The sequence below is a fragment of the Pseudomonas sp. B16(2017) genome, from assembly GCF_002113205.1.
In the GTDB taxonomy this organism is placed as follows: Bacteria; Pseudomonadota; Gammaproteobacteria; order Pseudomonadales; family Pseudomonadaceae; genus Aquipseudomonas; species Aquipseudomonas pharyngis.
On the sequence record NZ_NEKA01000007.1, the window covers coordinates 227,167 to 253,776 of the forward strand.

Below are 26,610 nucleotides of genomic sequence, written 5' to 3' on the forward strand. Positions count from 1 at the left end.
GTTATTCGGGTTTGAACCCTGGCAAGCCTTGCGATGAACGCCATTCTTTTATGGTTCGGGTTATTCCTTCCGCTGAGTCATCGGCCTCGGGCAGCGGACGATAGATCAGGTTCATCTTCTCCGGATGCCCGACGATCTTGTTGAAGTGGCGAACCAGCAAGTCGGCGCGGGTATCAGAAGGCGCCTGGTCCTCTTTGAATATTTCTTCCAGAAAACTAACGAACTCGCGCTCCGTGTATTCAGAAATGTTGTTTTTGATAAAGGGATCCTTCATTTTCTTTCCTTAATTCTGATGTACGTCAATGTGGTTTCGAGGTGTGTTAACTCGCATGTTATCGACGTCGTAAACCGGACCACCCTCTGAAATCAGCGCCACGTGATGTATCTCATGCGAGATCCTTGAGCCTGCCACATCCGAAATATCGACACGCGGGGCTTTTCCTGCTCGCATACGATCCAGATCCCTGCGCGAAAACTGGGAACTCAATTCCGGCCTTTTCGATACGGCGGTCCAGAACGCTCGTCGGAATGTATCGAAGCTGGAGAAACGACGTCCTCTTAATTGACTGGCCATATTGGTTGGAATTGGCGCTCCGAGTCCGGAACGGGCAGTGTCGAGCCATCGTCCCTCCACATCCTCACCCACCCCCGTCACAATCCCCGGCTCATACCGCGTGCTGAGCACCACATAAATCGGTGCCAGCCCCGCATCCGCCGGAAACCAGACGATTGCGTCGTGATAATCCGGCGGATGCTGCGGATTAACGAGGATGCGGTCAGTCTTCTCGCCCGGCGGATACACCCAGATCGTCGGCAGCGGCGGGGCGCCTTCGAGGGCCGGGATGGAGGGGGCGTCATCGGGGTCGGCGGCGGGTGTCCAGGTCAGCCCGATGCCGTGGCCGAGGTCGGCGACGAAGTGTTCGCCTTCTTGCCGGGCTTTGATGACCGGGACGAACTCCCAGTCTTTCTTGCCACCCGTGTAGAAGCCGTAGGCACTGATGGAGCCGTCGGGCAGTGTCTTGGCATTGAAGCGCACGCGGGTACGGCCGCTGGTGAGCTGCGCGTATTGTTCGTTGGTGTAGAAAGCGCTGTCGGACGAAATATCGGTGTTGGGTATCAACAACGCCAGGGTGCCGGCGGCACTGGCGCCGCTCAGCAGGCTGAGCCCGAGCGAACCACCGAGCCGTTGCCCCAGCGCCCGACCGGTGCCGGAGCCCGCCACCCACTTCAACGGAACGCCTTCAGCGCTGATTGGCACCTGGCTGCCGAGGACGGCCCACTGACCATACTCGGCCAACCGTTCGGTCGGGATGAAACCGGCCGGATTATTGTGATCGATCACGCCGTCCGAAAGGTTGCAGCTTTTGGCGAACACACAACCCCGACCGGGCGCTTGCTGACGCTGCTCGATCTGGCGCAAGTACCGCTCTTCATGTGCCTGTTGGCGAGCGATGATTGCCTCGTATGTCGCTTCGCGGGCTTTGAATTCGGCGAACTCGGTCGATGTCATGTCCCGTGGGACAAGCCTGCCGTGTCCGGCGCCGCCATTGCCGCCCCGGTATTCCCAGACCTGGGGAATGTCCTTGTCCCGCGCCATGGTTGTTTATCTGTAGGTAACGGAAGAAGCCCGCAACCTAACTGGGACGCCCCCTACCTGGCGTTAGGACCTTTCCTAAAAGATGCGCGGAAATTTCCTGTTTCGGAGTGTTGCGGCCATGATCCGAAGACCCACTCGATTTTCGTAATGAAGCTTTTATGACAAAAGTTCGGTAGCACATCGCCAGTCCGGTCATGCCTATGTAACGCGCTTGAGGGGCCCTGAGGGGCGCTTTTCACAAGCCGAGGCGGGACGCCGGGAGTGAGGCAATGGGGACTATGGAACGCTACTCGAAAGTGGGCATGCAGGAACTCGATCAACGCTTGTCGAAGATCGTCGAGGCCGCGCGCAAGAAGCCGGTTTCGGTGTATCGCTACGGCGCGCCGTGGGTCTGGATCGTGTCGCAGGATGACTGGCAGGGCGCCTTGAAAGAGGTCTCCAGCTACATTCCGCCGGGGCATTCGCTGGTGCTGCTGCGCCCGCAGATCGACGACCTGCTCGACGCTCACCGCGACCTCCTGCACGACCTCAATGCCCAGCCCGGCATGCTGATCGCCCCGCAGACGGTCATGCACATCCTGCTCCTGCAACTGCTGTATTCGGTGCCCAGCGAGCAGCAGCTCTACGAACAGCTCAATTACAACCTGCTGTTCCGCTGGTTCGTCGGCCTGGGCCTGAACCAGAAAGTCTGGAGCTTCAACGTCCTCAGTCGCGACATCGCCACGCTGCTCAACGAGCCGCGTGCGGTGCAGCTCATCCAGAAAATCATCGGTGAAGTGTTCTGCGGCGCGCTGCTGCAAATGCCTGAGTTCTCCTTGAACTTCGCGCTGCTGCACACATGGCTGGGCAAGCACACCGGGGCCTCGCACGTCAGCAATTAACAATGCCAGTCATTGACGCACACGCAAGGCGCATGAGCGCCAACAGGTCATCGCGAATTTCAGGGGGTAGTGTGGAGCAGATTTTCACGTCACGGCTGGCGCTGTGGGGCTGGCTGCTGGTGACGGCCGGCGCGCAGCCGGCGTTCGCCGAAGAGGCCGAGAACGCAGCGGCGCAGCGTCTGGTGGACGTCAACGAATACTTCGTGCGCGGCAACACCGTGCTCGATGCACGGGCGATCGAAGAAGCGGTGTACCCGTTCCTCGGCCCGCAAAAAGCCTTGAGCGACATCGAAGGCGCGCGGGATGCCCTGCAAAAGGCCTATCAGGAGCGCGGTTATCAATCGGTGTTCGTCGAACTGCCGGAGCAGGCGGTGGCCGACGGCATCGTCTACCTGCAAGTCAGCGAAACCAAGGTCGGCCGGGTGCGGGTGGTTGGCGCCAAACACTACTCGCCGCTGGATATTCGCGACAATGTCCCGGCGCTGAAGGAAGGCGAGGTGCCGGACTTCGCCAAGGTTCAGGGCGAACTGGCCCAACTCAACAAGACTCCGGGCCGCCAGGTGATGCCGCTGGTGCGCGAAGGCCAGCGCCCCGGCACCATGGATGTGGACTTGCAGGTCGAAGACCAGAACCCGTGGACCGCCAGCGTGGGGCTGAACAACGACTACAGCGCCGACACCGAAAAACTGCGCACCGTCACCAGTCTCGGTTACAACAACCTTTGGCAGTTGGGGCACAGCGTCAACCTGACGTTCTTCACCGCGCCGCAGGAGACTGACAACGCCAAGGTCTGGTCCGGCTCTTACACCGCGCCGCTGACCGAGCGCTGGAGCGTGCAGTTCTCCGGTTACCAGTCCGACAGCAACGTCGCCACCATCGGCGGCAGCAACGTGCTCGGCAAGGGCCATTCCTACGGCGTAGCGGCGATCTACACGATCCCGTCCAGCGGCAACTGGTCGAACTCGCTGTCGGCCGGCATCGACTTCAAGGACTTCGACGAACGCCTGACCCTGTCCGGCGAGAGCGACAAGGTGCCGCTCAAATACGCACCGTTCACCTTCGCCTACAACGGCTATCGCTACAGCGAAAAGAGCCAGCTCGGCCTTGGCTTGAGCCTGGTCGCGGCCACCCGCAGCATCTTCGGCTACGGCAGCTCCGACGAAGACTTCGACTACAAACGCTACCGCGCCAACCCGAGTTTCGCCGTGCTCAAGGGCGATACCAACTTTACCTGGACCTTCGACAGCGACTGGCAGAGCGCGAGTAAAGCCGCGTTCCAGCTGGCGTCGGGGCCGCTGGTTTCCAACGAACAATTCTCCGCCGGTGGCGCCACTTCGGTACGCGGTTATCTGGCCGCCGAACGCACCGCCGATGACGGCTTCCTGCTCAGCGAAGAGCTGCGCACGCCGTCGCTGGCCAAGTACGTCGGCGGCTGGATGCAGGACTGGCGCTTCTACGCCTTCGCCGAGGGCGCGCAACTCTACCTGCGCGACGAACTGCCGGACCAGGACGCCAATTACGCCCTGGCCAGTGTCGGCCTCGGCACCCGCGCCAGCCTGAGCAAATGGCTGTCCGGCAGCCTCGACTGGGGCTACCCGCTACTCGAAGGGCCGAACACCTCGAAACAGGAATCGCGCCTGCACTTCAACCTTCAGGCCACTTTCTAACAGGAGCACTTTTCATGCAGCGCCTTTTCCTTTCGTTGTTGATCTGCCTGGGCTTCGTGCTCCCGGCCACGGCTCAGGCCTGGTGGCAGGATGACTGGCATTACCGCAAACAGATCGCCGTCGACACCACGCCGCAAGGCGCCGCGATCAATCAGGCCCTCGGCCGCACCGCGCTGTTGGTGCGCCTGCACACCGGCAATTTCACCTTCGACGGCGTGAAGGAGGACGGCTCGGACCTGCGCTTCGTTGCCGCCGATGACAAGACCGTGCTCAACCACCAGATCGAAAGCTTCGACGCGCTGATGGGCATGGCACTGATCTGGGTCGATGTGCCGAATGTCGAGGGCGGTCAGCGTCAGGACATCTGGATGTATTACGGCAATCAGAAAGCCCCGGCGACCGGCAACGGCCAACTGACGTTCGATCCGAATTACACCGCGCTCTATCACTTCGACGGCGCCACCGGCACTCCGGCGAAAGACACTACTGCTTACGGCAACACCGCGCAGAGCGCGACCGGCGCAAGCATTGATGGCGTAGTAGGGCGGGCCTTGCAGTTCAGCGGCCAGCCGCTGCTGTTACCGGCCAGTCCGTCGTTGCAGCACAACGCTGGCAGCGCGTTCACCTTCAGTGCCTGGCTGCGACTGGATCAGGCCAATGGCGAGCAACTGATCCTGGCCCGCCGCGAAGGTGCCAACAGCCTGCTGGTCGGTGTGAATCAGGGCGTGCCGTTCGTGGAAATCGATGGCCAGCGCGCCGTCGCCACGCAACCGCTGAATCCGGGCCAATGGCAGCACGTCGCGCTGACCGCCGAAGGGGCGAAAGTGACGCTGTACATCAACGGTCGCGAGGGTGCGACACTGGCTCAGGCGATGCCGGCGTTCAACTCGGTCATGGCCATTGGTGCTGATCTTTCCCCGAGCGCGTTTCAGCCGTTCGTGGGTGCCATCGATGAATTGCGCCTGTCGAAAGTCGCCCGTCCGGCGCCGCTGTTGCTGGCCGACGCCACTTCCCAGGGCGCCGAGTCGAAACTGGTGGCTTACGGCGTCGATGAAGAACAGTCCGGTTTCGGTTTCGGCAGCCTCGGCTTCCTGCTCAACGCGGTACCGGTGGACGCCTGGATCATCATCGCGGTGCTGGTGCTGATGATGTTCCAGTCGTGGATCATCATGCTGCGCAAGAACCGCACCCTGAGCCGCGTCACTGCTGCCAACGAAGACTTCCGCGTGCAATTCGCCAAGGTCGGCACCCGCCTGGAAATGTTCGCCGACGACACTCAACTCGCCCAGCGCCTGCAGCACTCGCCGCTGTGGCGCCTGTACTTGGTGGCAGTGAAAGAAATCCGCACCCGCCGCGAGCAGGGCGCCGATACCTCGTCGGTTTCGGCGGCGACCATCGAAGCGATCCGCTGCTCGATGGACGGCGTGCGCACCCGGGAAAACCAGCAACTGAGCTCGAAACTCTCGACCCTGTCCAACGCCATCGCCGGCGGCCCGTACATCGGCCTGCTCGGCACGGTGCTGGGGATCATGGTGGTGTTCCTCGGCACGGCCATGGCCGGCGACGTCAACATCAACGCCATCGCACCAGGCATGGCCGCCGCTTTGCTGGCGACCGCCATGGGCCTGTTCGTCGCGATCCCGGCGCTGTTTGGCTACAACCGCCTGATCACCCGCAACAAGGAAGTCAGCGCCGACATGCGCGTGTTCGTCGACGAGTTCATTACCCGGCTGGCGGAGATGCACGGCGAAGGCCAGTCCAGTGAAGCGGCGCATCAGCGCGGTCATCACGCCAACCACTCCGTACCGGCCTGAGGAGCAAAGACATGGCGTCCGTAAATGCCTCCCACGACGATGACGAAGATGCCGCAGTGGACAGCATCAACATCACGCCTCTGGTGGACGTGCTGATGGTGGTGCTGGTGATGTTCATCCTCACCGCCACCGCGCAGGTCTCCGGGATCCAGATCAACCTGCCCAAGGCCAGCGCCGCCGTGTCGCTGTCCGAGGCCAAGACCAAGGCGATTTCGGTCAACGACGGCGGCCAGGTGTTCCTCGACGCCTACCCGGTGACCTTGCCGGAGCTGGAAGAGCGCCTGCGCATCGAAAAAGCACAGAACCCGGACTTCCCGGTGATCGTGCGCGGCGACGCTACGGTGCAGTACCAGAAAGTCATCGAAGTGCTGGACCTGCTGCGCCGGCTCGAACTGTCCCAGGTCGGTCTCGTTACCGGCAAACCGACGCAGGGCTGAGTGATGACTGCACAACTGCCAATCGAGCCTTTGCCGGTGAAGAAGTCGCCACTGCGCTACGCGAAGTGGGGCGCCGGGCTGCTGCTGAGCGCCATTGCGGCGTTTCTGTTGTGGCAGTGGGCCAACGACATGAGCGGCATCCGCCGGGAAGCGCCGAAGGTGCCGACGATCATTCCGTTGCCGCCACCGCCACCACCGCCGCCGGAAAAACCGCCGGAGCCGGAAACCCCGGTGGAAGAAAAAATCGTCGAGCCCGAGCCAACGCCCGAACCGCAAGAGGTCAAGCCCGAGGAAGAGGCGCCGCCATCGCCGGCGGACGACTTGGCCAACCCGATGCAAATGGACGGCGACGCCCAGAGCGGCAGCGACGCCTTCAACATCGGCGCGGGCAAGGGCGGCGGCATGGCCGGTTCCGGCGGCGGGCGACTGGGTAATGGCACCTACAGCCAGTTCCTGGCGTTCACTTTCCAGAAGCTGCTGCGCGAGAACCCCGACCTGCGCAACCTCGCGTTTTCGCTGCAGGCCGATGTGTGGCTGAGCAGCGTCGGCGAGATCATCCGGGTCGAGCTGATCAAGTCCAGCGGGAACCCCGAGATTGACAGTCAGGTGCTGGCCGCCTTGCGTAACGCGCCCCACCTGAGCGAACGGCCACCGGCCTCCATCACCTTGCCTGTGCGCATGTCCCTGCAAGGGCGACGTCCGGGTTAACCGAATTCATAAAGCTGTATGAAAAGGAGTTGTGTGCAGATGATTTCCAACGTGAATCGATTGTCCCTGGCGGTCGGCATGGTCATCGCGACCCTGGTCGGTCAGGCCGCGGCAGCGCCTGCGCCCTCGGAGAACGCCACGATCAATCTGATCCGCTTGCTGGTCGAGCAGGGCATTCTGAAACAGGACAAGGCCGACGCGCTGATCGCCCAGGCCCAGAACGAGGCGGCCCAGGCCAAACAGGCTGCCGCATCCACCGCCGTGGCAGCCGGGCCGGTCGCCGCACCGGGCGATGTGCGGGTGCAATACGTACCGGCTGCGGTGCGCGACCAGATCCGCGATCAGGTCAAGGCTGAAGTCATGGCCACCGCCAAGCAGGAAAACTGGGCCGCGCCCAATACGTTCCCGGACTGGGCGTCGCGCATCAGCTTCGACGGCGACATTCGCCTGCGTGACGAATCGCGCTATTACTCGGGCAGCAACAGCAACGAAATCGTCGACTTCGCCAAGCTCAACAACAACGGCCCGTACGACGTGAACCCCAACAGCAGCACCGCGCTGCCACCGTTGCTCAACACCCGCGAAGACCGCGAAAACCTGTTCCGCCTGCGCGCCCGGCTGGGCATGAAAGCGGAGATTTCGCCGCAATGGACCGCCGGCATCCGCATCGGCACCGGCTCGGACAACAACCCGGTGTCGACCACCCAGAACCTCGGCGGCGGTTTCTCGAAAAAAGACATCTGGCTCGATCAGGGTTACCTGACCTGGAAGCCGTCGGATGAACTGACCCTGACCGGTGGCCGTTTCGCCAACCCGTTCATGTCCACCGACATGCTTTATTCCAACGACCTGAACTTCGACGGCGTGGCGGCGATTTTCGACCACAAGCTCAGCCGCGACTGGGGCGTGTTCGGCACCGTCGGCGCGTTCCCGGTGGACTACACCAACGACACCACCACCAGCAACGGCTTCGACAAGGAAGAAAGCGACAACAAATGGCTGTACGGCGCGCAGATCGGCGCCAAATGGGCGATCAACAGCAACAACCGCTTGAAAGGCGCGCTGGCCTACTACCGCTTCGACGACATCGAAGGCCAGCGCTCCAGTCCTTGCGAACCCTGGGCCGGCGCGCCGGGCTGTGACAGCGACGGCACCCGCGCGGCGTTCATGCAGAAGGGCAACAGCGTGTTCCTGCTGCGCGACATCACGCCGAACCCGCTCAACCCGACCACCACGCCGCAACCGCAGTTCGTTGGCCTGGCGTCCGAATTCAACCTGCTGGACCTCAACGTGGTGTGGGACGCCGACCTGCCGGAAGACTTCAAACTGCGCAGCCAGGGCAACTACATCCACAACCTCGGCTACGACGAAGGCGACATGCGCAAGCGTTCGGCCGGGCAACTGGTCAACAACCTCGACAGCAACGGCAACATCGAAAGCGGCGCCAATGCGTGGATGGTCCAGTTCACCCTCGGCAACGCGCTGGAGCTGAAGAAGCAGGGCGACTGGAACCTGTTCGCCGGCTACAAGTACATCCAGCCGGACGCCTTGCCGGACGGCTTCAACGATTCGTCGTTCCACCTCGGCGGCACCAACGCCAAGGGCTACTTCCTGGGCGGCAATTACGGTCTGGCGAAGAACGTCTACGCCACCGGCCGCTGGCTGAGTTCGGAGGCGGTGTATGGCGCGCCGTTCGACATCGACGTCATGCAGCTTGAGATCAACACGCGCTTCTAAGCGCGGGGAGAGGGTTATGAAAATCCGCTTTTTATGGCTTGGACTCGGGATGTTGATCGCCACCGGGGCGAGCGCCGAAGGCATGGAGGAACGCCTGCGCACCCAGTTGCGCAGCACCACCCAGCAGCTGCAAACCCTGCAAAGCCAGCAGGCCCAGGCCAGCGCCGCGCAACTGGCGGCGCAGAACGAAGCCAAGGCTGCGCAGGCGCAAATCAAGCAATTGACCGCCGAACTGGCCAAGGCCAAAGGCCTCGCCGAGCAACTGGCCGGGCAGCAGCAAGCCTTGCACAGCCAGGCCCAGGCGCAAGTCGCGGCCAGCAACGAGCAGACCGGCAAGTTCAAGAAAGCCTATGACGAGTTGTTGGTCATGGCCCGTGCCAAAGAGGCAGAACGGTCTAAGCTTCAAGCGCAATTGACTGAACGTGACACACAAGTGCAGCAATGTTCGGTCAAGAATCAGCAGATGTATGGCGTGGCCAAGCAGATTCTCACCGCCTACGAAAACATCGATGTGGCCGAGGTGATGAAGATCCGCCAGCCCTTCGCCGGCAGCGCCCGGGTCAAGTTCGATGAACTGGCTCAGGGCTTTGGCGATGAACTGTACAAGACTCAATTCGATGCGCCGCAAGCCGCGATCGCGCACTGATTAAAAGACTCATGGACAAGGAAGAAGTAATGACTCAATTGATCTCCCACGTATCCCCGCAATCCCTGACCGACGTGCTGCAAGCCGCCGGTTACCGCGTCAACCAGACCGAACAGAACGGCATCGTTCAGTTGCTCAGCGCCAGCCAGGGCATCGGTTATGCCGTGCGTTTCGGCAACCCGGCGGTGGCGGAGCAGGGCAGCTACGTCGACTTCACCTTCAGCTGCGCCTTGCGCGTGCAGGGTGAATTGCCGGCGGGTGTGGCCGAGCAGTGGAACGCGACTCGCCGGTTTGCCCGTTTGTCGCTGCAGGGCGAGTTTCTGGTGATGGAAATGGACGTGGTGGTGGCCGCTGGCGTCAGCGGCGATTACCTGCGCGGCAACCTGGAATTGTGGGATCGCCTGTTGCAGGAGTTCATCGTGTATCTGCGTGATTTCACCCAGAACGCTGCTGCCGCCCAGGCACCAAAAGTTGAGCAAGAGGAAGTCGCGCTGTGACAAAACCTGCCATGGTAATCAGCGCCGCTGCGGTGGCGCTGTTGGTGGTGGCCGTGGCGCTGGTGGTGCGGCCGGGCAACGACCCGGTCGCCGCCCAGCAACCGGCGCCGGTGATTGCGGCGAACAGTGGGCCTGCGGTGGCACGGTTGGGTAATCAGCAGGTTTCGCTGGAGGAATTGCAGGCGCTGCTGGCGGCCGTTCCGCCGCAGACTCGTGAGCAACTGCGTGGCAATCGCGAGGCGCTGGAGCGCTGGATTCGTTCACGCCTGGCCGAAAAAGCCGTGCTGGAACAGGCCGACGCCCAAGGCTGGGCGCAGCGTCCGGAGGTAGTTCGGCAAACCCGTGCAGCCACCGAACAGATCGTGTTCCGCGACTATTTGCAGTCGGTGAGCCAAGTGCCGGCGGATTACCCGAGCGCTGCTGAATTGCAGCAGGCATATGACGCGGGCAAGGCCAACTGGCAGACGCCGGCGCTGTATCGGGTCAGCCAGATTTTCCTCGGGGTGAATGAGCCACAGAACCTTGAGGCGGTGCGCAAGCAGGCGACGGAGTTGAGCAAGAAAGCCCAGGCAACTTCGGCGGACTTTGCAGCACTGGCGAAGGAGTTTTCTCAGGATCGCCTCACCGCTGAACGTGGTGGAGATACCGGCCTGCAACCCTTGCAGCAACTGGTGCCGGAAGTGCGTGGTGCGGTGGCGCGGCTCAAAGTCGGCGCGGTCTCCGATCCCGTTCAAAGCAGCGCCGGTTTCCACGTGATCAAACTCACCGAACAACAACCGGCCCGCACCGCGACCCTCGACGAATTGCGTGATCAACTGACCCAGGCCTTGCGGGCACAGCGTCAGGAGCAGATCGCCCAGGCCTATCTGGACGGCATGCTCAACACCGCAACGCTGAGCATCGACGGGGCCGAGCTCAACAAGGTGCTGGAGGGAAAACTGTAATTCAGATCCACCGCAGCTCCCACAGGGAATGTGTGCAAAGGCAAACAACAAAGATCGACAGGGAGTCATCAATGTCATTCACCGAACCCGCAGCACGACCGAGCAGCGCCGATTTCCGCTGGCCCCGGGACAAGGACGAACCCTGGCTGGCGCAAGCCGCAACCCTGGACGGCGACGTCGCGCAATACTTTCTGGTCAGCGCCCGTTGCGGCTGCTTCATGCAGGCCGCCCGCAGCCTCAACGTGCGCTCGACCCTGCTGCGCAAGCAACTGGCGCAGCTCGAACAGCAACTGCAATGCGCACTGTTCAGCTTTCAGGGCAGCGCGCTCAGCCTGACCCGCGAAGGCCAGCAATTGCAGGCGCAACTGATCGCTTTGGCCCACGAACGCAAGCTGCCGGTGATTGAGCAGCCCTTGATCAGGCTGGCCGTCGCCGAATCGATCCTGCATGACATCCTTGGCCGCGACCTCATCGCACTGCTGCGCCGCAACGCCAGCGTGCGCCTGGAAATCATCGCCCTCGACAGCGAACTGGCCCTGCGCGCGGTCAGCGCCGACATCGTGCTGTGGCTCGCCCACGGTGACACCCCGCATCCCGGCCCGACCTTCGCCACCAGCGAACCGCAACGCCTCGCGCAGCTGGAATACCAGCCGCACATCGCCAAACGCTACTCCCGCGTGACCGCGCGCCCTGAAAGCCCGGACGACCTCGCCGATTTCATGCTGGTGCAATGGCAGCATGACCGGCAGATCGACAGCTTCCGGCCGTGGAATGAACTGGTTGAACAGCGGTTGGCGGGCGTGGTGCAGATGCAGTCCTATGAGCTGATGCTGGAGATGATTCGTTGCAGCGCGTGCATTGGTTTGCTGCCGATGTACATGAGCCGGTTCGATCGTGGGTTGGTGGCGTTGCCGGGGTTGTTTGAGGAGGCGATGCGGTTGCAGGCGTGGTTGGCGGTGAACAGTGAATCGCAGGAGGTCGGGGAGGTGCAGACCTTGGTGGAGTTGATTCAGCGCACGTTCAATGAGCGACAGGAGTGGTTCGAGTAATTTTTCTTAGATCGTTCCCACGCTCCGCGTGGGAACGCCTCAAGGGACGCTCCGCGTTCCAGCTCCGGAAGGGACGCGGAGCGTCCCGGACTGCATTCCCACGCGGACGGTTCGACGCCTCGACGTGGGAACGATCAGGTTACAGCGGCGCCTCGGCCTTCAACTCCAGATTATCCAGCGCCCGATTCACCGCCAGCTCACCCAGCATGATCAGTTGCGCAATGCCCAGCAGCACATGCCGATGCGAGCCGTCTACCAGCCCGGCGAAGTCGGTGGCCATGGTTTTGGCCGAGGTCAGGGTTTCGCAGGCGTCGGCCAGCAGCTCTTCGCTGTCGATGCCGGGAGCGATGAGGTAGCGGGTGTTGGGTTTGAGCAGCGGTTTTCTGGGGAGCAGGGGATTGAAGTAATGATCGAGGGCGCGTTCGGCGGCTTCGTGGAAGGTCTTTGAGTCGAGGGATTCGTAGGGCGAGGTGGTGTCGGGTGGGTTTGGCGTTGGTTTGATCATGATTGAATCTCCAGAGTCATGGAGCCGCCACGATTCGCTGCGATACGAAGAGGTGGCAGCTATACGCGGGTCGCAGACCGGGACTCTAGAACCGGCAGACTCGAGGGTCTCCCACGTACAGCCGCCATAAACTGGAGGATGTTGTGCGTCTAGAGATCGCGGGCTGCGAGACCCGATCGCTTATTCATAAGCGACCCGGAAACGATAGAGCCCACCCTCAAGGCGCACAAGCCAGCGGATTCTGGCGGATGCGTAGGTAATGGCGCAAGGCGTTGTGGCTTGCCGGACGTTTCGGTTAACGGTTTTAAACGGTCATGGCGAAACCGCGACGAAGCGGTTTAAAGTGACCGGCCACGCACTGATCCAGGAGGGATCTTTCATGCCTGAGCACAACCCCGCCATTCACCTCGAACGCTTCAGCGAGTCCCACGTCGAAGGCGTCACCGCGCTTTACAACGACCCTGCCGTGACCCGGCAGGTGCTGCAGATGCCGTTTCAGTCTGCCGAAATCTGGCGCCAGCGGCTGATGCCGGAAAACGAACGGATGGTGAAACTGGTGGCGCTGCATCAAGGTGCGGTGATCGGGCATCTCGGGCTGGAGGCTTTTTCGCGAATTCGCCGCAGCCACGCCGGCAGTCTCGGCATGAGCGTCGCGGTGGCGTGGCAGGGCAAGGGTGTGGGCTCGAAGCTGTTGTCGGCAGCGCTGGACATCGCCGACAACTGGATGAACCTGCACCGGGTCGAGCTTTCGGTGTACGCCGACAACGAGGCAGCCATCGGCCTCTACCGCAAGTTCGGCTTCGAAAATGAGGGCCTGTTCCGCGATTACGCCGTGCGTGACGGGCAATGGGTCGACACCCTGAGCATGGCGCGTCTGCGCAAACGCTGACCTTCTGTCCGTCAATGGCCGACGAGGCGACCGTGCAGGCAAATGACTTGCACGGCCGTCATCGGCATCTGCCATGCTCGGAGTCCGCAGCACTGCTTCCTCAAAGGAACACCGCAATGGACGACGTACAGCAACTGGGCGAAATGCTTCGCCACTATGCCGACAGCGAAGCGCACAAGAAGCAACTGTTCGAGACGCAATCGGCGGCCTGGGCCACACGGATTACCGAGTTGTTCGGGCAGATTCAGCAATGGCTGGAACCGGTGCAGGCACCGGGGTTGCTGGAGGTGAGTCGGGAGGCTTATGTGGCGTTTGGGCCGAGCACTCCGGTTGAGACCTCAACCTTCAAGACTGAAAAACTGAGCATCGTGATTGCCGGCAAACCGGTGGAGTTCGTGCCGGATGTGATGGGCAGTGGCGGGCAGATTTCGCTGGCGGTGATGGGGCTGACGGCGGCGCGGTATGGGAGTGTTTCGTTGGTGGGACTGCCGGGCGGGGAGTGGCAGTGGCGCAAGACCAATGGGTTGAAGGATCCGGATACCTTTGCCTTCGACGCGAATTTCCTCGCGCAGCAATTGCAGAGCCTCATCCCTCGCGATCGAGGTTGACACACTTGATCGTTCCCACGCTCTGCGTGGGAATGCAGCCCGGGACGCTCCGCGTCCCTTCCAGAGCTGGAACGCGGAGCGTCCCTTGAGGCATTCCCACGCAGACGGTTCGACGTGGGAACGATCAGCTAGGGGGGGGCTCACATTTCGAGGTTGATCCAGCCCGGTTTGGCTATCTCCGGCGCCACCGCTTTCACGGTTTTACCGGTAGCCAACTCAACCCGCCGAGCCACCTCCGGATCATCCGCAAACGGCGTCAGACTCGCCTCATCCAGACTTTCGGCCGTCTCGTGCCGCAGGCAGTACTCAACCGCCAGCCACAGAAACACCACGCCCAACACATTCAATAAAACATCGAACATGACCAGCTCCCTTGATCAGGCGATCTGCGCTTCACGATGGGCGAGTGCAACGTCGGCAATCCGCACCGTGCGCCACACGTTATAGGCCATCAGCAACATGCCGCTGAGGAAGAACACCCCGCCGACAAAGCGCACGATGAACCCCGGATGACTGGCCTGCAGCGCTTCGACGAACGAATAGGTCAGCGTGCCGTCCTCGTTGATCGCCCGCCACATCAGGCCCTGAGTAATGCCGTTGACCCACATCGACGCGATGTACAACACCGTGCCAATGGTCGCCAGCCAGAAGTGCAGGTTGATCAGCGGCGTACTGTGCATGCGCTCGCGGCCAAACACCTTGGGCACCATGTGATAGGTTGCGCCGAAGGTGATCATCGCCACCCAGCCCAGCGCCCCGGCGTGGACGTGGCCGATGGTCCAGTCGGTGTAGTGGGAGAGGGCATTGACGGTCTTGATCGCCATCATCGGGCCTTCGAAGGTCGACATGCCGTAGAACGCCAGCGACAAAACCAGGAAGCGCAGGATCGGGTCGGTGCGCAATTTATGCCACGCGCCGGAGAGGGTCATCATCCCGTTGATCATCCCGCCCCAGCTCGGCGCCAACAGGATCAGCGACATCGCCATGCCCAGCGACTGCGCCCAGTCCGGCAGCGCGGTGTAATGCAAATGGTGCGGGCCGGCCCAGATGTACAGGGTGATCAGCGCCCAGAAGTGCACGATCGACAACCGGTACGAATACACCGGCCGATTCACTTGCTTGGGCACAAAGTAATACATCATCCCGAGGAACCCGGTGGTCAAAAAGAAGCCCACCGCGTTGTGGCCGTACCACCACTGCACCATGGCGTCGGTGGCGCCGGAGTACACGGGATAGGACTTGAACCAGTCCACCGGAATCGACAGGTGATTGACCACGTGCAACATGGCGATCACCAGGATGAACGCGCCGAAGAACCAGTTGCCGACATAGATGTGCTTGGTCTTGCGCTGCACCACGGTGGTGAAAAACACCACGGCGTAAGCGACCCAGACCACCGCCATCCACACCGCGCCGGAGAACTCGATCTCGGCGTATTCCTTGGTGGTGGTGTAGCCCAGCGGCAGGGTGACCAGCATGATCACGATCACCGATTGCCAGCCCCAAAAGGTGAAGGCTGCGAGTTTGTCCGAGTACAGCCGCACCTGGCAGGTACGCTGCACCGCGTAGTAGCTTGCGGCGAATTGCGCGCTGCCGGCGAAACCGAAAATCACCAGGCTCGTGTGCAACGGTCGCAAGCGGCCGAAGGTGGTCCACGGCAAGTCCAGATTCATGTCCGGCCATACCAGTTGCGAGGCGATCCATACCCCCATCGCCATGCCCACGACACCCCAGAAAACAGTCGCGATGACGAATTGGCGGACGACCTTGTAGTTATAAGCCTGTCCGATTGTTGCTGTGCTCATGGTCAGTTCATCCACGGTTGCAAAGTCTTGCCAGGCCACCCGGTCTGGCACGAGCTGCACTGTAGAAACCCCACCGGAAACAAAACAGGCTCAGGAATTGATCATTTATGCGGATCAGATCCAGGCGCTGCCTGCGGTCATCTGCCGCGCCCTGATACGGTTTTTATGCGTTCAGGTGAATCTGTTGTGCACTGCGCCGTTCGTCCATAGTCGTAAAAAATCCTGTGGGAGCGGGCTTGCTCGCGAATGCGGTGTGTCAGCCAACAAGTCAGTTGCCTGACACACCGCATTCGCGAGCAAGCCCGCTCCCACAGTTCTTGACCGCGATCAAAACTGATGAGGTAGCCACTGCATGTACCAGTACGATGATTACGACCGGGCGCTGGTGTTCGAGCGCGTTGCGCAATTTCGCGATCAGGTCGAGCGCTTCATGGCCGGGGAGTTGAGCGAAGAAGAGTTCCTGCCGCTGCGCCTGCAGAACGGCCTGTACATGCAAAAGCACGCTTACATGCTGCGAGTGGCGATTCCCTACGGCACTTTGAGCGCCGAGCAGATGCGCACACTGGCAAGCATCGCCCGGGACTACGACCGTGGTTACGGCCACTTCACCACCCGGCAGAACATGCAGTTCAACTGGATCGAACTGCACGAGGTGCCGGACATTCTCGAGCGTCTGGCGCAGGTCAACATGCATGCGATCCAGACCTCGGGCAATTGCGTGCGCAACATCACCACCGAAGCCTTCGCCGGAGTCGCGGCGGACGAGTTGATCGACCCGCGTCCGCTGGCGGAAATCCTGCGGCAATGGTCGACGATCAACCCGGAATTCCTGTTCCTGCCGCGCAAGTTCAAGATCGCGATCTGCTCGGCGAAGCAGGATCGCGCGGCGATCATGATGCACGACATCGGCCTCTACCTTTACCCCGGCCGTGACGGCCAGATGTTGCTGCGGGTGATCGTCGGCGGCGGTCTGGGGCGCACGCCTATCCTTGGTCTGCAGATTCGCGACGGCCTGCCGTGGCAGCACTTGCTGTCCTACGTCGAAGCCGTGCTGCGGGTCTACAACCGCCACGGCCGACGCGACAACAAGTACAAGGCGCGGATCAAGATTCTGGTCAAGGCGCTGGGCATCGAGGCGTTCGCCAAGGAAGTCGAAGAGGAATGGCAACACCTCAAGGACGGCCCCGCGCAGTTGACCGAAGATGAATACCAGCGGGTCGCCAGTGCTTTTGTGCCGCCGAGCTATCGCGCGCTGGCAGGTACCGATCTGGATTTCGGCACGCACCTGGCGGAGAAACCGGCGTTCGCCCGTTGGGTCGCGCGCAACGTTCAGCCGCACAAAGTGCCGGGCTACACCAGCGTGGTGCTGTCGACCAAACCGGGCCTGGCCTCGCCGCCGGGGGACGTCACCGATGCGCAGATGCTGGCCGTGGCCGACTGGTCGGAGCGCTTCGGTTTCGGCGAAATCCGCATCGCCCACGAACAGAACATCGTCCTGCCGGATGTGCCCAAGTCCGATCTGTACGCGCTGTGGCAACTGGCGAAAGAGCACGGGCTGGGCGCCGCCAACGTCGGCCTGCTGACCGACATCATTGCCTGCCCCGGCGGTGATTTCTGTGCGCTGGCCAACGCCAAGTCGATCCCGATTGCCCAGGCGATTCAGGCGCGGTTCGACAACCTCGATTACCTGCATGATCTGGGCGACATCAGCCTGAACATCTCCGGCTGCATGAACGCCTGCGGCCATCACCACATCGGCAACATCGGGATTCTCGGCGTCGATAAAAACGGCAGCGAGTGGTACCAGATCACCCTTGGCGGCGCACAGGGCAAGAACAGCGCACTGGGCAAGGTCATCGGCCCCTCGTTCAGCGCGGCCGAAGTGCCGCAGGTGATCGAGCGGATCATCGGCACCTTCGTGCGTTATCGCGAGGCCGAAGAACTGTTCGTCGATACCGTGGCGCGCATCGGACTGGAGCCGTTCAAGGAGCGGGTCTACCCGAAAGCGTTGGAGGCCTCGGTATGAACAATCTGCTGCGGATGGAGGCGAGTGGGGCGCGAATCGTGCTCGATGATCCATGGACGCTGATCCGCTCGCCTGAAACAGAGCCCAGCGCCGGGATGTTGATTCTGCCGCTGGCCCACTGGCTCGAATCACCCTCGACCCATGCGGTCTGGCTCGGCCCGGACGACGGCGTCGAAAGCCTGCTGCCGTGGCTGAGCTCGTTGCCACTGATCGCCCTCGACTTCCCGAGCTTTCGCGACGGCCGCGCCTACAGCCAGGCCTATCTGCTGCGCAGCCGTTTCGGCTGGAAAGGCGAGTTGCGGGCGATTGGCGACGTGCTGCGCGACCAGCTCAGCCACATGCGCCAGTGCGGTTTCGACAGCTTCGCCGTGCGCGAGGACAAATCCGCCGACGATGCGCTGAAAGGGCTGGCGGGCATGAGCGTGCTGTACGGGCGATCAGTTATTGAGCCACGACCATTGTTTCGAAGGCGCTGATCCTTAACACTTGGTCTGGAAATTGTCACCTGTCATATATGACAGTGTGCGATTCCGATTTATTGCGCTCTAATCTGAACCAAGGATTCAGATGCATCTATCAACGTTTCTGTTCGCGACGGAGGAGCATGATGGAAAAGCTTCGCTTTGAGCAGGCATTTTGGATTGTGTCGCAACAGAATTTATTGAATGAGAGCGTGGATCCAAATTGGAGGCAGGCAAATTATGCGTGTTGTCGTGCCCTTATCGTCGAAGCAGTCGAGGCCCTCGAATTTTACGATTGGAAGTGGTGGGCTAAAACTGAAACAGACTATTTCCAGATGCAACTCGAACTGGTTGACGTACTGTGTTTCGCAATTTCTTTCTATATAAAACAACACCCCGGTGAACTGAGGGCCATTGCTGAGTCGCTAGCGCTTGAATCTAATCCGGATCTTCAGGTGTGCCGTTATCAACGTAAATCTGTGAAGCTCGTCGATTGTGATATTCCAAGGTTGCTGGATATAGTCATTGGTTATGCAACGATGAGGTGTATTCGATTGCCGTTGCTCGAACGATTGTTTTTATTGAGTGGGTTGATTAGCTGGGAAGAAATAATTTTACGCTATCGGCAGAAATATGCGCTCCATGTCTATCGCCAAGTCAATGGTTATCGAGTGGGGCGATATAACAAATTTTGGCCACTTGTTGAGGATTCTAACTATTTGCAAGGCGTGGTGACGGGGTGCTGTTCGATATCGACGCAGGAGAAATTAATTAAAGGTTTGGAACACTTATATCGAGCGTCACACAAGTGGAGTCAGTGAGGGCGTAATGTTATCGATCAAAAAACTTCCGTCGCCGGCTGGCATTCCCTTGCTCGGGAATATTCTACAGATCAAGCCGTCACGCATTTATCAAGTCTTGTGTGACTGGGCAAGAGAACTTGGTGGGTTTTATACCTTTAAAATTGGATCGAAATGTATTCTCGTTGTGACTGAGCCTGACGTGATGGCTGAACTGCTTCACGAGCGGCCGGGGAAATTCAGACGCTGGGTAAAGATGGAAGAACTAGGGCTTGAAGTGGGAGCGGATGGGGTTTTTGTAGCCGAGGGGGATAAGTGGCGCCGGCATCGAAGGCTGATCACACCGACGTTCAATTTATTGCACATAAAAAATGCGTGGGAGGCGATCGACGCTACAACCCGACGCTTACAACAACGCTGGTTAAATTTTGCGGTTGATGGTAGTTCGGTTGATATGCGTCAGGAAGCTATGAGCTATACCGTTGATGTAGTGACTGGATTTGCTTTTGGTTATGAACTTAACACGCTGGAAGAGTCTGCTGGAGAGTTACAGGGCGCGCTATCTTCATTTCTGCAAACAGCCGCTCGCCGTCAAGCAGCGGTGTTTCCTTATTGGCGATATATAACGCTGAAGTCTGATCGCGAGTTCAACGTGGCGCTGACGAGGATCAATCACTTGGTGAGCGGTTTCATCAAGAGCGCACGCGAACGTATGGAAAATGGTTCGTCGCCTCCATTGCCGCCAGTAAATATGATCGAAAAACTGGTTGCCCACCAAAATAGCGCAGGTAGTGAATCACTCTCTGATGGCGAAATTATCGGCAACGTTCTGACCTTTTTATTAGCAGGGGAGGACACAACGGCTAATACGATTGCCTGGGCCGTCTATTTTATTGCCAGACACCCCGTGGTTCAGGAAAAGTTGCAAATGGAAGTGGACCGAGTGCTGAACAGTACCGACGTAATTCCTACGATAGATCAGCTGGATAAGCTGCCTTACGCGCACGCAATAATTCAGGAAACTATGCGCCTCAAGCCGGTTTTTCCGTTACTAACACTTGAACCAAATGAAGATGTGGAAATTCAGGGTGTAGAAGTCTTGAAAGGCACACCTGTTTTTTTGTTAATCGGTTACCCGGGCCAGGATACACGGCACTTCATCCGCGCCGGAGATTTTCTCCCGGAACGATGGCTCGATAGTCAAGCATATGAGCAGGACAATAAGAAAGCGTGCACTCCGTTTGGCATCGGACCTCGACACTGTCCGGGACATCAACTTGCGATGCATGAAGCGCTGATGGCCATTTCCATGTTGGCGAAGAACTTTGACGTAAAAGCTGATGAAAGCGCAGGCCCGACAGAAGAAATTTATGCGTTCACACTTTGTCCTTCGCATGTTTCAGTCTGTTTAATGAGACGTCACGAATAAGTTTTACTTCAGTCGAGGTAAGTATGAGTGAGCAACGTCAGGTTTATTTGATGGGGGAAGGTTCAGCTGAGCAAGAGCGCTTGGCAATACTTTCCGATATTTACGAACAAGGCAGCGTCAGATTCTTGCGTAGCCAATTACCGCCTGATGCCAAAACCGTGTTGGATATCGGTTGCGGTCATGGCCAGATGTCGTGCTGGCTAGGGAGGGAGTATCCTTCGATGCAGGTAATAGGAGGGGACTCTTCGGGTTCGCAATTGCATATCTGCAATCAACTTCTCGAGGCTGGCAATTTATCCAATGTCAGGTTCGAAAACTTGAATCTGATGGATACGTGGCAAGACAGGCAGCAAGTTGATGTTTTGTATGCTCGGTACGTACTTATGCATATTCCAGACTGGAATAGTGCATTCGCAAATATGTTGACCGTTTGCCGCGCGGGTGGGTCTATTTTGCTTGAAGAGCCCGGATTTCCGTTCGTCAGTTATCCAGCGCATGACTCTTTGAATAAGGCCAACGAGTGGGGGCAGGAGTTGACTAAGAAAATGGGGATGCGTTTTGACTGTATTGAGCCATTGTGGTCTTACGTTCATGGGTTGGACGGTGTCGCTGTAGATCACTGGGCATTCGACCAGCCTTTTTTCAGCGACGCCTATCGAAAAAGCCTGCTGTGGCGATCCTTTATGGTGATCATGGATCCTCTTGTTGCAAGCGGTATGGCGGCCAGAAATGAGGTGGAGAAAGTACTATCAGACTTGAAAATGATAGCCGTAAATCCCTTTTATGTTGTGGGTGCTTTGCGGATGATTCAGTTGCATTTGGTGAAACTATAGCGGAGAGGGTCTCCAAACAAATCGGAAACGGCCTTGTCTCTTATGCATTCTGGGTTGGGTTTTGGTTTCCAGTGTCGGTAATTGTTATAAAAAACTGTTATTTCTTACAGTGGAACAGACACTCGTATCGAATTTTAATGAATGCCGGCAAAGCGTCCTTCAATACGGGTTGCCATCAAGGTCTTGTATTCAAATAAACGAGCGTAAGGAGTTTTTATGTCTATCAAATCGAAAAGAATATTATTTTCGGCACTTCCTGCCGCTGTCCTGAAAGAAAAACAGGACGGTCTCCACTTCTCTGCCCCGGCGATAAAAATAGCTACAGAACACGAAGTCATAGTTTTTGCTATTTCTGACGCAGGAGAAGGGCTTGCCTTAGATGTTCAGGTATCTAAAGAGCAGATAGGGCATCCCATTAATATTCTTATCCCGGAATCCGACCTGCCTCGTGGGAACCTGACGGTCGATTACGGAGTTCTGCAGAGTGAAAAATCAGTTTTCCGTTCGAAGGTTTCTCATTACAAGCCGAAATAATCGTCCGCCGCCCTTCGCTCCAGTTTTTTAACTTGGGGCGATGGTGGCATTTTGGTAGAGTCCTTTTCGCCGTCGGATTATCGGCTGAGCAAATCAGGAAGGGAGTCTGCTGTTGTGAGTGTTGGCAAAAAAATTCTGGGCATCACCGCGTTGCTGCTGATGGTGACGCTGTGGGCCGGTTACATCTATGTGTTCAACGAAAACCGTGGCGGTCAGCTCGGTGGCGTCGGCGAAAGCACCGCCTGGTGCGGCACGCCGCCGAACACCGAAGCGGCGCTGCTGGGCAAGGATCAACTGACCCTGCGCATCACCAACAACCTGCGCGGCGAGTTCATGCTCAGCGGCGCGGTGGTGGTGTCCGAACGTACCTTCAACCGCTATGACCTGGGCCGCAACGAACTGCGTCTGCGCCTGGAACCGCTGCAGTGGTCGTTCGGCGTCACGCCGATCTTCCTCGAACAGGTGAAAGTCCTGCCCCTGAGCCGCAACCTCGCCTCGACCGACAAGAGCGCCTTCGCCGAACTCGAATCGCGGCCGATCAGCGTTCAGGGCCGGGTCACCGAATTTCCCTTCGACACCTATCGCTACGGCTACAAACCGGTGCTGTATTACCTCAAGGGCAGCGAGCGCATCGACCTGCGCTTCAAGAACATCACCACGCTGATGGAGATGTCCAACACCTTCACGCCGATCCAGAAGTACAACCGCGCCGACTACATCAACGAGAAAAACTCGATGATCCGCGACGAGGATTACAAGGCCTACGGCCCCCACGAATGCGCGTTCAGCGTCGAGCGCAAAGGCTCGTTCAAGGTCGTGGTGCTGTTGATGCTGCTGGTGCTGTGCCTGCCGTTGCTGCTGGTGTTCTACCGCGATGAGCCGGGGATCGACTTCCTTGCCACGCTGGTGGGGATTGGCGTAGTGCGCACGGTGCTGGTGGGGCCGGTGCAGGATTTCCAGCTGTACAACATTGATTTTCTGTTCGGTGCGGCGATTTTGCTGGTGGGGACGGTGTCGCTGATCAAGGCGATGCGGGCCAACAGTCGGCGGGAGATGGCGTTGAGGAGTGGGGAGACTTCGAGCTGGTAGAAGAAAGCCTTGAGCACCCGTGATGGTCCGGACCTTTCAAAGGTCCGGACCCGACGTTGCGCAATGTTGGGGTTTCTGATCGCAAACGGCGCGAATTTAGCTATACCTGTAACTCCCCCGACGCAATAAATTCGGCCTTCCGACAGGAGTTACAGCATGAAGCTAGCCGTAATGATGAGCACCCTGTGCATTGCCACGCTGGGCGTGGTGGGTTGCTCCAGCAAAACCGTCGCACCCGACGAGTACTCAGGCTTCCTCAAGGACTACAGCCAGCTGAGGGAGGCCAAATCCCCGTCGGGGGCCGAAGTGATGCGCTGGATCGACCCGAAAGTCGACATCGGCAAATTCACCAGCTTCTACGTCGAACCGACCCAGCTCTATCCCAAACCGCAACCCACCGTGAAGATTCCGCAGCAGACCCTTAACGGCATCACCAGCTATTACGATCAGGCGCTCAAGCGTGAACTGGGTAAATCCCTGCCACTGGCCTCAGGCCCCGGGCCTGGTGTGATCGTGGTACGCGCGGCGATCACCGCCGTGAGCAGCAAGACCGAAGGCCTGCATGCCTATGAAGTGATTCCGGTGGCATTGGTGGCGGCAGCGGTCAGTACCGCCAGCGGCATTCGTGATCAGGAAACCACGCTGGCGACCGAGGCGGTGTTCCTCGATGGCGGCACCAACAAGGTGGCGGCGCAGGTGGTGCGCAAAGGCACCGGCAAACCGCTGGAAAACGATTCGCAGGTGATGAAGGCCGATGACGTGAAAAGCGTGATCGATGGCTGGGCGGCGGATCTGCATCAGTCCTACCTCAAGCTCAAGGCCAAGTAAGACCGGCACGCCGGGTCGCCTCTGAGGACGATCCGGCGTGTGCACTGCGTCAGAAGCTGGCGCGGGCCAGGCGGTTGTAATGGCTGAGCAAGCCGTCGTAACGGCGGGTCACGGCGTAGTAGTCCTCGCTCAAACGCTCGGGCTTGGCGTGGCTCTGCCAGTCGGTGTGCAGCGTGTTCAACGCTTCGAGATAGTTTTGCCCCGGCTCGCCGATGCGCAGCCACAGGTCCCGTGCGGCATCGGTCTTGTTCTGGAATCCACCCGTACGTGGTGCGAGGTAGGGTTCGCGACGGTTCCACGCCTGTTGCAGCTTTGCGGTGGTGTCGGCCAGCAATTTCGGAGTGAGGGTGCGGTTTTTCATCGCTTCGTCGAGCGCGTCGACGGTCTCCCGCGCCTGAATCATGTACGCCAGCAAATCCCAATGAATGTCCCTGCCCAGACGCGCTTCGATCAGCTTGAGCTGTTCGGGACGTTGCGCGGCGTCGAGCGACATCAGGCTTTGCCGCAGAGCGGTCGAGGCGCCGATGTACTCCTGTGACACACGCTCGATGGCAGCGAGTTCTCCAGAGGAGGGCTGTTGTGATCCGGAGATGAAGCTCGCCTCTCGGTAAAAACGCGTGGGGGCAATGGTGGTCGTGACGTGACTCAGCGCCCGGACGTACTCGTTGGCCTGTCGCGCCAGTTCAGGCTGCCACGCCAGAAGATCGAGTTTTTCCGTGAGGCCCTGACCGCAGACATCGCGCTGAATGTCTCGCACATTGAACGCGTCGCTGTCGTCGAAATCATTGAGGCTCTTCAACCAGCGCTGGTCGCGGGGCAAGGGCGGTTGAGGGTTCTTGTAGCGGTCGTAGGCCACTCGCCATTGCACGTCGATCCGGTTGACGCAGGCAATCACCGGGCTCAGGGCATTGGCTTGGGCGGTGATCGGTGCATCGCGCCCGTCCAGCCAGAGATCGAGCTGGAGGAAAGGCCGGATCGCGCCCGTCAGCCCCATGATCACCAGCGCGAAGAAGATCCCGACGCAAAACATCACTCTGGTGGTCATGGGCGCGCCTCCTTGCCGTACCACTGTTCAACGGTGGCTGGTGCGCTGCATTCGGCGGTGGTGGCCGGCAAGCGGCTGCACAAACGTTCGGTCCACGGTTGCAGGCCCTGATTGCGATTGACCGTGCCTTGGCTGGCGACCACTTTGAATACGCCGAGCACGAGGGCCAGCACCAGAATTCCGAGGATCGTCACGCCGACTTTCACGGCAGGTTGGTTCTCTTCCCAGAACCCCCGTGGCCTGGACTGCCAGCGGCGCACCAGTCCGAAGGTCGCCAGGGTTAAGGCATACACCCCGCCGGCAATCGGGCCGAAAAACCAGCTGAGCCCGGCCACCATCAACGCGCCGGGCACCAGGTCGCGCAACACGCCGAACGGCGGCGAGTCTTTGAGAGATCCGGGGCAAAGGCTTGCACTGATCCGGTCATCCAGCCGCCATACACGATGAGCAACGTTGTGCACCAGCCAATTGAGCCCGGCCACGATCACGCCGAACACCACGGTCGAGATCATGACGATATTGATCAGCCCGCTGAGGCGCAGGCCCAGCGGAATGTAATGGGTGAACGCACCGATCAGGCAGGCCAGCACAACGCCCACATACGTCGGCCAGTCATTGAAGCTCAGTTCCCAGCTTTGCCAGAAAAACGCCGTGCCGCCGGGCATCTGCGCGCAGACCTTGGGGTGATTGGCGTACAGCTCCGAACTCAACTTGCGGCATTGCGCCCAGTCGTCCTCGCGCAGGCGTCGGGCCAGTGCGCGACGGGCGCTGAACGAGCCGGTGCCCAGCAGCAGGCGGGCGGCGCGGTGTTCGGGGGTGACGGCGGGCTCCGTGGCCAGTTGTTGCTGGTGAGCCAGGAAAAGCGGCGCATTCTGGCGAGCCAGCAGGCGTTGCCATTCGCCGTCAGGGCAGGGATTTCCCGTGCAGCCGTGCCAGCCTTGACCGGCGCGCACCCGTTCGAAAATCTCGGGAGACCAGACCGGGGCATCCAGCAGTAAATGGCTGAGCATCCGGTTGAACCATTCCTGATGTTGCTGAATCGCCAACCAGTTGTGATCCGCGCAATGCTCGTAAGCCTGGAGAAATCCGTCGACGTCTTCCCGTTCAAGGGAATCACTCATCGGTTGCGTAATGCGCGCGCGTTGTTGATCCAGCAACAGGTCGATCGATATCTCGTCCAACTCGAGGCGTTGCCAGGCGCTGAACCAGAAGAAGGTCGGGATGGCCCAGTCCACCAGCGTCTGCGAAGTGTCAGGGTGTTCAATGCAATGGTGCAGCACCGTGTCTTCGAAGAAATGCGCGCAACCCTGTTCGAGGGTGACGGCATGGCGATGGTTCAGCTCTTCAACGCTGAGTCCATCCAGCGAACGGGTCGCCAGTTGCAGGGCATCGACCTCAATCACGGTCAGGCCACTCAGATCCCAGGATTCTTCAATACCCTGTTCTTGCTCTTCGTCCTGATTCTGCTCGTGATACTGCTGCCATTCCTTGTACGCCAGCGCCTGCTCATAGGCATCGCGCAGCCGCTGGAAACCCTCGGGGTCGTCGTCGGGGCGGGTCTGCTTGAGCAGGACGGCATATTGGCGTTTGATCGTGCGCACATCGGCGTCAGCCGACAGGCCAAGGACGGTCCAGCAACTCATTGCGATGACAACTCCATAAAAAACTACGACGCGATCCAGTGGTGGCATTGTGATGTTGCGCACCCTACCTGTTTCGCGTCGAAAAGTCCCCGTGTCTCGCTCAGTCGTCACCGGCCTTACGGAAATGCTGACGTGCTC

At 59.7% G+C, this 26,610-nt stretch carries 27 protein-coding genes; 20 read left to right on the forward strand and 7 right to left on the reverse strand.

Annotated features, from left to right (window positions below; all coding sequences use genetic code 11):
* Nucleotide 1 precedes the first annotated feature (1 nt).
* Together CAG25_RS14550 and CAG25_RS14555 are read right to left on the reverse strand one after the other, a co-directional pair.
* The gene (locus CAG25_RS14550; protein ID WP_064596229.1) at nucleotides 2-274 is read right to left on the reverse strand and encodes a bacteriocin immunity protein; all 273 of its coding nucleotides are present in this window, start codon (nucleotides 272-274) and stop codon (nucleotides 2-4) included.
* Nucleotides 275-283: 9 nt separating this feature from the next.
* Entirely contained in the window at nucleotides 284-1,597 is a 1,314-nt protein-coding gene (locus CAG25_RS14555) for an S-type pyocin domain-containing protein (RefSeq protein ID WP_085611751.1), read from the reverse strand.
* Nucleotides 1,598-1,866: 269 nt separating this feature from the next.
* On the opposite strand from CAG25_RS14555, the gene CAG25_RS14560 reads away from it, so the two are divergent.
* The 10 genes from CAG25_RS14560 (at nucleotide 1,867) to CAG25_RS14605 (ending at nucleotide 11,977) form a co-directional block, all read left to right on the forward strand.
* On the forward strand, nucleotides 1,867-2,478 hold the full coding sequence (locus tag CAG25_RS14560) for a transposase (RefSeq protein ID WP_080511013.1): 612 nt from the start codon (nucleotides 1,867-1,869) through the stop codon (nucleotides 2,476-2,478).
* A 71-nt stretch (nucleotides 2,479-2,549) separates the two neighbouring features.
* A complete protein-coding gene (locus CAG25_RS14565; RefSeq protein WP_085611750.1) occupies nucleotides 2,550-4,145 on the forward strand; it encodes a ShlB/FhaC/HecB family hemolysin secretion/activation protein in 1,596 nt (531 codons plus the stop codon).
* A 14-nt stretch (nucleotides 4,146-4,159) separates the two neighbouring features.
* Entirely contained in the window at nucleotides 4,160-5,959 is a 1,800-nt protein-coding gene (locus CAG25_RS14570) for a DUF2341 domain-containing protein (protein WP_085611749.1), read from the forward strand.
* 11 nt (nucleotides 5,960-5,970) lie between these two features.
* Nucleotides 5,971-6,396 carry a biopolymer transporter ExbD gene (locus tag CAG25_RS14575; protein ID WP_007955109.1) on the forward strand — a complete coding sequence of 142 codons (426 nt, stop codon included), beginning with the start codon at nucleotides 5,971-5,973 and terminating at the stop codon, nucleotides 6,394-6,396.
* A gap of 3 nt (nucleotides 6,397-6,399) precedes the next feature.
* On the forward strand, nucleotides 6,400-7,104 hold the full coding sequence (locus CAG25_RS14580; protein ID WP_085611748.1) for an energy transducer TonB: 705 nt from the start codon (nucleotides 6,400-6,402) through the stop codon (nucleotides 7,102-7,104).
* Between the two features lie 39 nt (nucleotides 7,105-7,143).
* Nucleotides 7,144-8,841, forward strand: coding sequence for a putative porin (locus tag CAG25_RS14585; RefSeq protein WP_085611747.1), 1,698 nt, complete (start codon nucleotides 7,144-7,146; stop codon nucleotides 8,839-8,841).
* A gap of 16 nt (nucleotides 8,842-8,857) precedes the next feature.
* Complete coding sequence (locus tag CAG25_RS14590) at nucleotides 8,858-9,487, forward strand: DNA repair protein (protein WP_085611746.1); 630 nt, start codon at nucleotides 8,858-8,860, stop codon at nucleotides 9,485-9,487.
* Between the two features lie 29 nt (nucleotides 9,488-9,516).
* Entirely contained in the window at nucleotides 9,517-9,984 is a 468-nt protein-coding gene (locus CAG25_RS14595; protein ID WP_039772356.1) for a YbjN domain-containing protein, read from the forward strand.
* Nucleotides 9,981-10,928, forward strand: a complete 948-nt coding sequence (locus tag CAG25_RS14600; RefSeq protein ID WP_085611745.1) for a peptidylprolyl isomerase — start codon at nucleotides 9,981-9,983, stop codon at nucleotides 10,926-10,928. Before CAG25_RS14595 ends, CAG25_RS14600 begins: the two co-directional genes overlap by 4 nt.
* 71 nt (nucleotides 10,929-10,999) lie before the next feature.
* Nucleotides 11,000-11,977: a LysR family transcriptional regulator gene (locus tag CAG25_RS14605; RefSeq protein WP_085611744.1), complete on the forward strand. Its 978-nt coding sequence runs from the start codon at nucleotides 11,000-11,002 to the stop codon at nucleotides 11,975-11,977.
* 139 nt (nucleotides 11,978-12,116) lie between these two features.
* Here CAG25_RS14605 and CAG25_RS14610 read toward each other — a convergent pair whose 3' ends face one another.
* Nucleotides 12,117-12,482 (reverse strand): DUF6124 family protein, encoded by a 366-nt coding sequence (locus CAG25_RS14610; RefSeq protein WP_085611743.1) that lies wholly within the window; start codon nucleotides 12,480-12,482, stop codon nucleotides 12,117-12,119.
* Between the two features lie 379 nt (nucleotides 12,483-12,861).
* Here CAG25_RS14610 and CAG25_RS14615 point away from each other — a divergent pair, with 379 nt between their 5' ends.
* Together CAG25_RS14615 and CAG25_RS14620 are read left to right on the forward strand one after the other, a co-directional pair.
* Nucleotides 12,862-13,371 carry a GNAT family N-acetyltransferase gene (locus CAG25_RS14615; protein ID WP_085611742.1) on the forward strand — a complete coding sequence of 170 codons (510 nt, stop codon included), beginning with the start codon at nucleotides 12,862-12,864 and terminating at the stop codon, nucleotides 13,369-13,371.
* 116 nt (nucleotides 13,372-13,487) lie between these two features.
* Nucleotides 13,488-13,979 carry a hypothetical protein gene (locus CAG25_RS14620; protein WP_085611741.1) on the forward strand — a complete coding sequence of 164 codons (492 nt, stop codon included), beginning with the start codon at nucleotides 13,488-13,490 and terminating at the stop codon, nucleotides 13,977-13,979.
* 140 nt (nucleotides 13,980-14,119) lie between these two features.
* On the opposite strand, the gene CAG25_RS14625 is transcribed toward CAG25_RS14620, so the two are convergent.
* Both CAG25_RS14625 and ccoN read right to left on the reverse strand, forming a co-directional pair.
* Nucleotides 14,120-14,341, reverse strand: a complete 222-nt coding sequence (locus CAG25_RS14625; protein ID WP_085611740.1) for a CcoQ/FixQ family Cbb3-type cytochrome c oxidase assembly chaperone — start codon at nucleotides 14,339-14,341, stop codon at nucleotides 14,120-14,122.
* A 15-nt stretch (nucleotides 14,342-14,356) separates the two neighbouring features.
* Complete coding sequence (gene ccoN, locus CAG25_RS14630) at nucleotides 14,357-15,784, reverse strand: cytochrome-c oxidase, cbb3-type subunit I (RefSeq protein ID WP_085611932.1); 1,428 nt, start codon at nucleotides 15,782-15,784, stop codon at nucleotides 14,357-14,359.
* Nucleotides 15,785-16,136: 352 nt separating this feature from the next.
* Between ccoN and CAG25_RS14640 the strand changes: the two genes are divergently transcribed.
* From CAG25_RS14640 to CAG25_RS14675, 8 genes are all read left to right on the forward strand, one after another.
* Nucleotides 16,137-17,810, forward strand: coding sequence for a nitrite/sulfite reductase (locus tag CAG25_RS14640; RefSeq protein WP_085611739.1), 1,674 nt, complete (start codon nucleotides 16,137-16,139; stop codon nucleotides 17,808-17,810).
* Nucleotides 17,807-18,286: a DUF934 domain-containing protein gene (locus CAG25_RS14645; protein WP_085611738.1), complete on the forward strand. Its 480-nt coding sequence runs from the start codon at nucleotides 17,807-17,809 to the stop codon at nucleotides 18,284-18,286. The genes CAG25_RS14640 and CAG25_RS14645 overlap by 4 nt, the downstream gene beginning before the upstream one ends.
* A 131-nt stretch (nucleotides 18,287-18,417) precedes the next feature.
* Entirely contained in the window at nucleotides 18,418-19,092 is a 675-nt protein-coding gene (locus CAG25_RS14650) for a dUTP diphosphatase (protein ID WP_158090090.1), read from the forward strand.
* Between the two features lie 7 nt (nucleotides 19,093-19,099).
* Nucleotides 19,100-20,500: a cytochrome P450 gene (locus tag CAG25_RS14655; protein WP_085611736.1), complete on the forward strand. Its 1,401-nt coding sequence runs from the start codon at nucleotides 19,100-19,102 to the stop codon at nucleotides 20,498-20,500.
* Between the two features lie 23 nt (nucleotides 20,501-20,523).
* A complete protein-coding gene (locus tag CAG25_RS14660) occupies nucleotides 20,524-21,333 on the forward strand; it encodes a bifunctional 2-polyprenyl-6-hydroxyphenol methylase/3-demethylubiquinol 3-O-methyltransferase UbiG (RefSeq protein WP_085611735.1) in 810 nt (269 codons plus the stop codon).
* A gap of 216 nt (nucleotides 21,334-21,549) precedes the next feature.
* A complete protein-coding gene (locus CAG25_RS14665; RefSeq protein ID WP_085611734.1) occupies nucleotides 21,550-21,867 on the forward strand; it encodes a hypothetical protein in 318 nt (105 codons plus the stop codon).
* A 114-nt stretch (nucleotides 21,868-21,981) separates the two neighbouring features.
* Nucleotides 21,982-22,956, forward strand: coding sequence for a hypothetical protein (locus tag CAG25_RS14670; RefSeq protein WP_085611733.1), 975 nt, complete (start codon nucleotides 21,982-21,984; stop codon nucleotides 22,954-22,956).
* 156 nt (nucleotides 22,957-23,112) lie between these two features.
* Nucleotides 23,113-23,784 (forward strand): DUF3313 domain-containing protein, encoded by a 672-nt coding sequence (locus CAG25_RS14675; protein WP_064596259.1) that lies wholly within the window; start codon nucleotides 23,113-23,115, stop codon nucleotides 23,782-23,784.
* A 49-nt stretch (nucleotides 23,785-23,833) separates the two neighbouring features.
* Here the strand turns inward: CAG25_RS14675 and CAG25_RS14680 are convergent, their stop codons facing one another.
* Both CAG25_RS14680 and CAG25_RS14685 read right to left on the reverse strand, forming a co-directional pair.
* Entirely contained in the window at nucleotides 23,834-24,829 is a 996-nt protein-coding gene (locus CAG25_RS14680; protein ID WP_085611732.1) for a DUF3829 domain-containing protein, read from the reverse strand.
* Entirely contained in the window at nucleotides 24,826-26,472 is a 1,647-nt protein-coding gene (locus tag CAG25_RS14685) for a J domain-containing protein (RefSeq protein WP_085611731.1), read from the reverse strand. Before CAG25_RS14685 ends, CAG25_RS14680 begins: the two co-directional genes overlap by 4 nt.
* Nucleotides 26,473-26,610 lie beyond the last annotated feature (138 nt).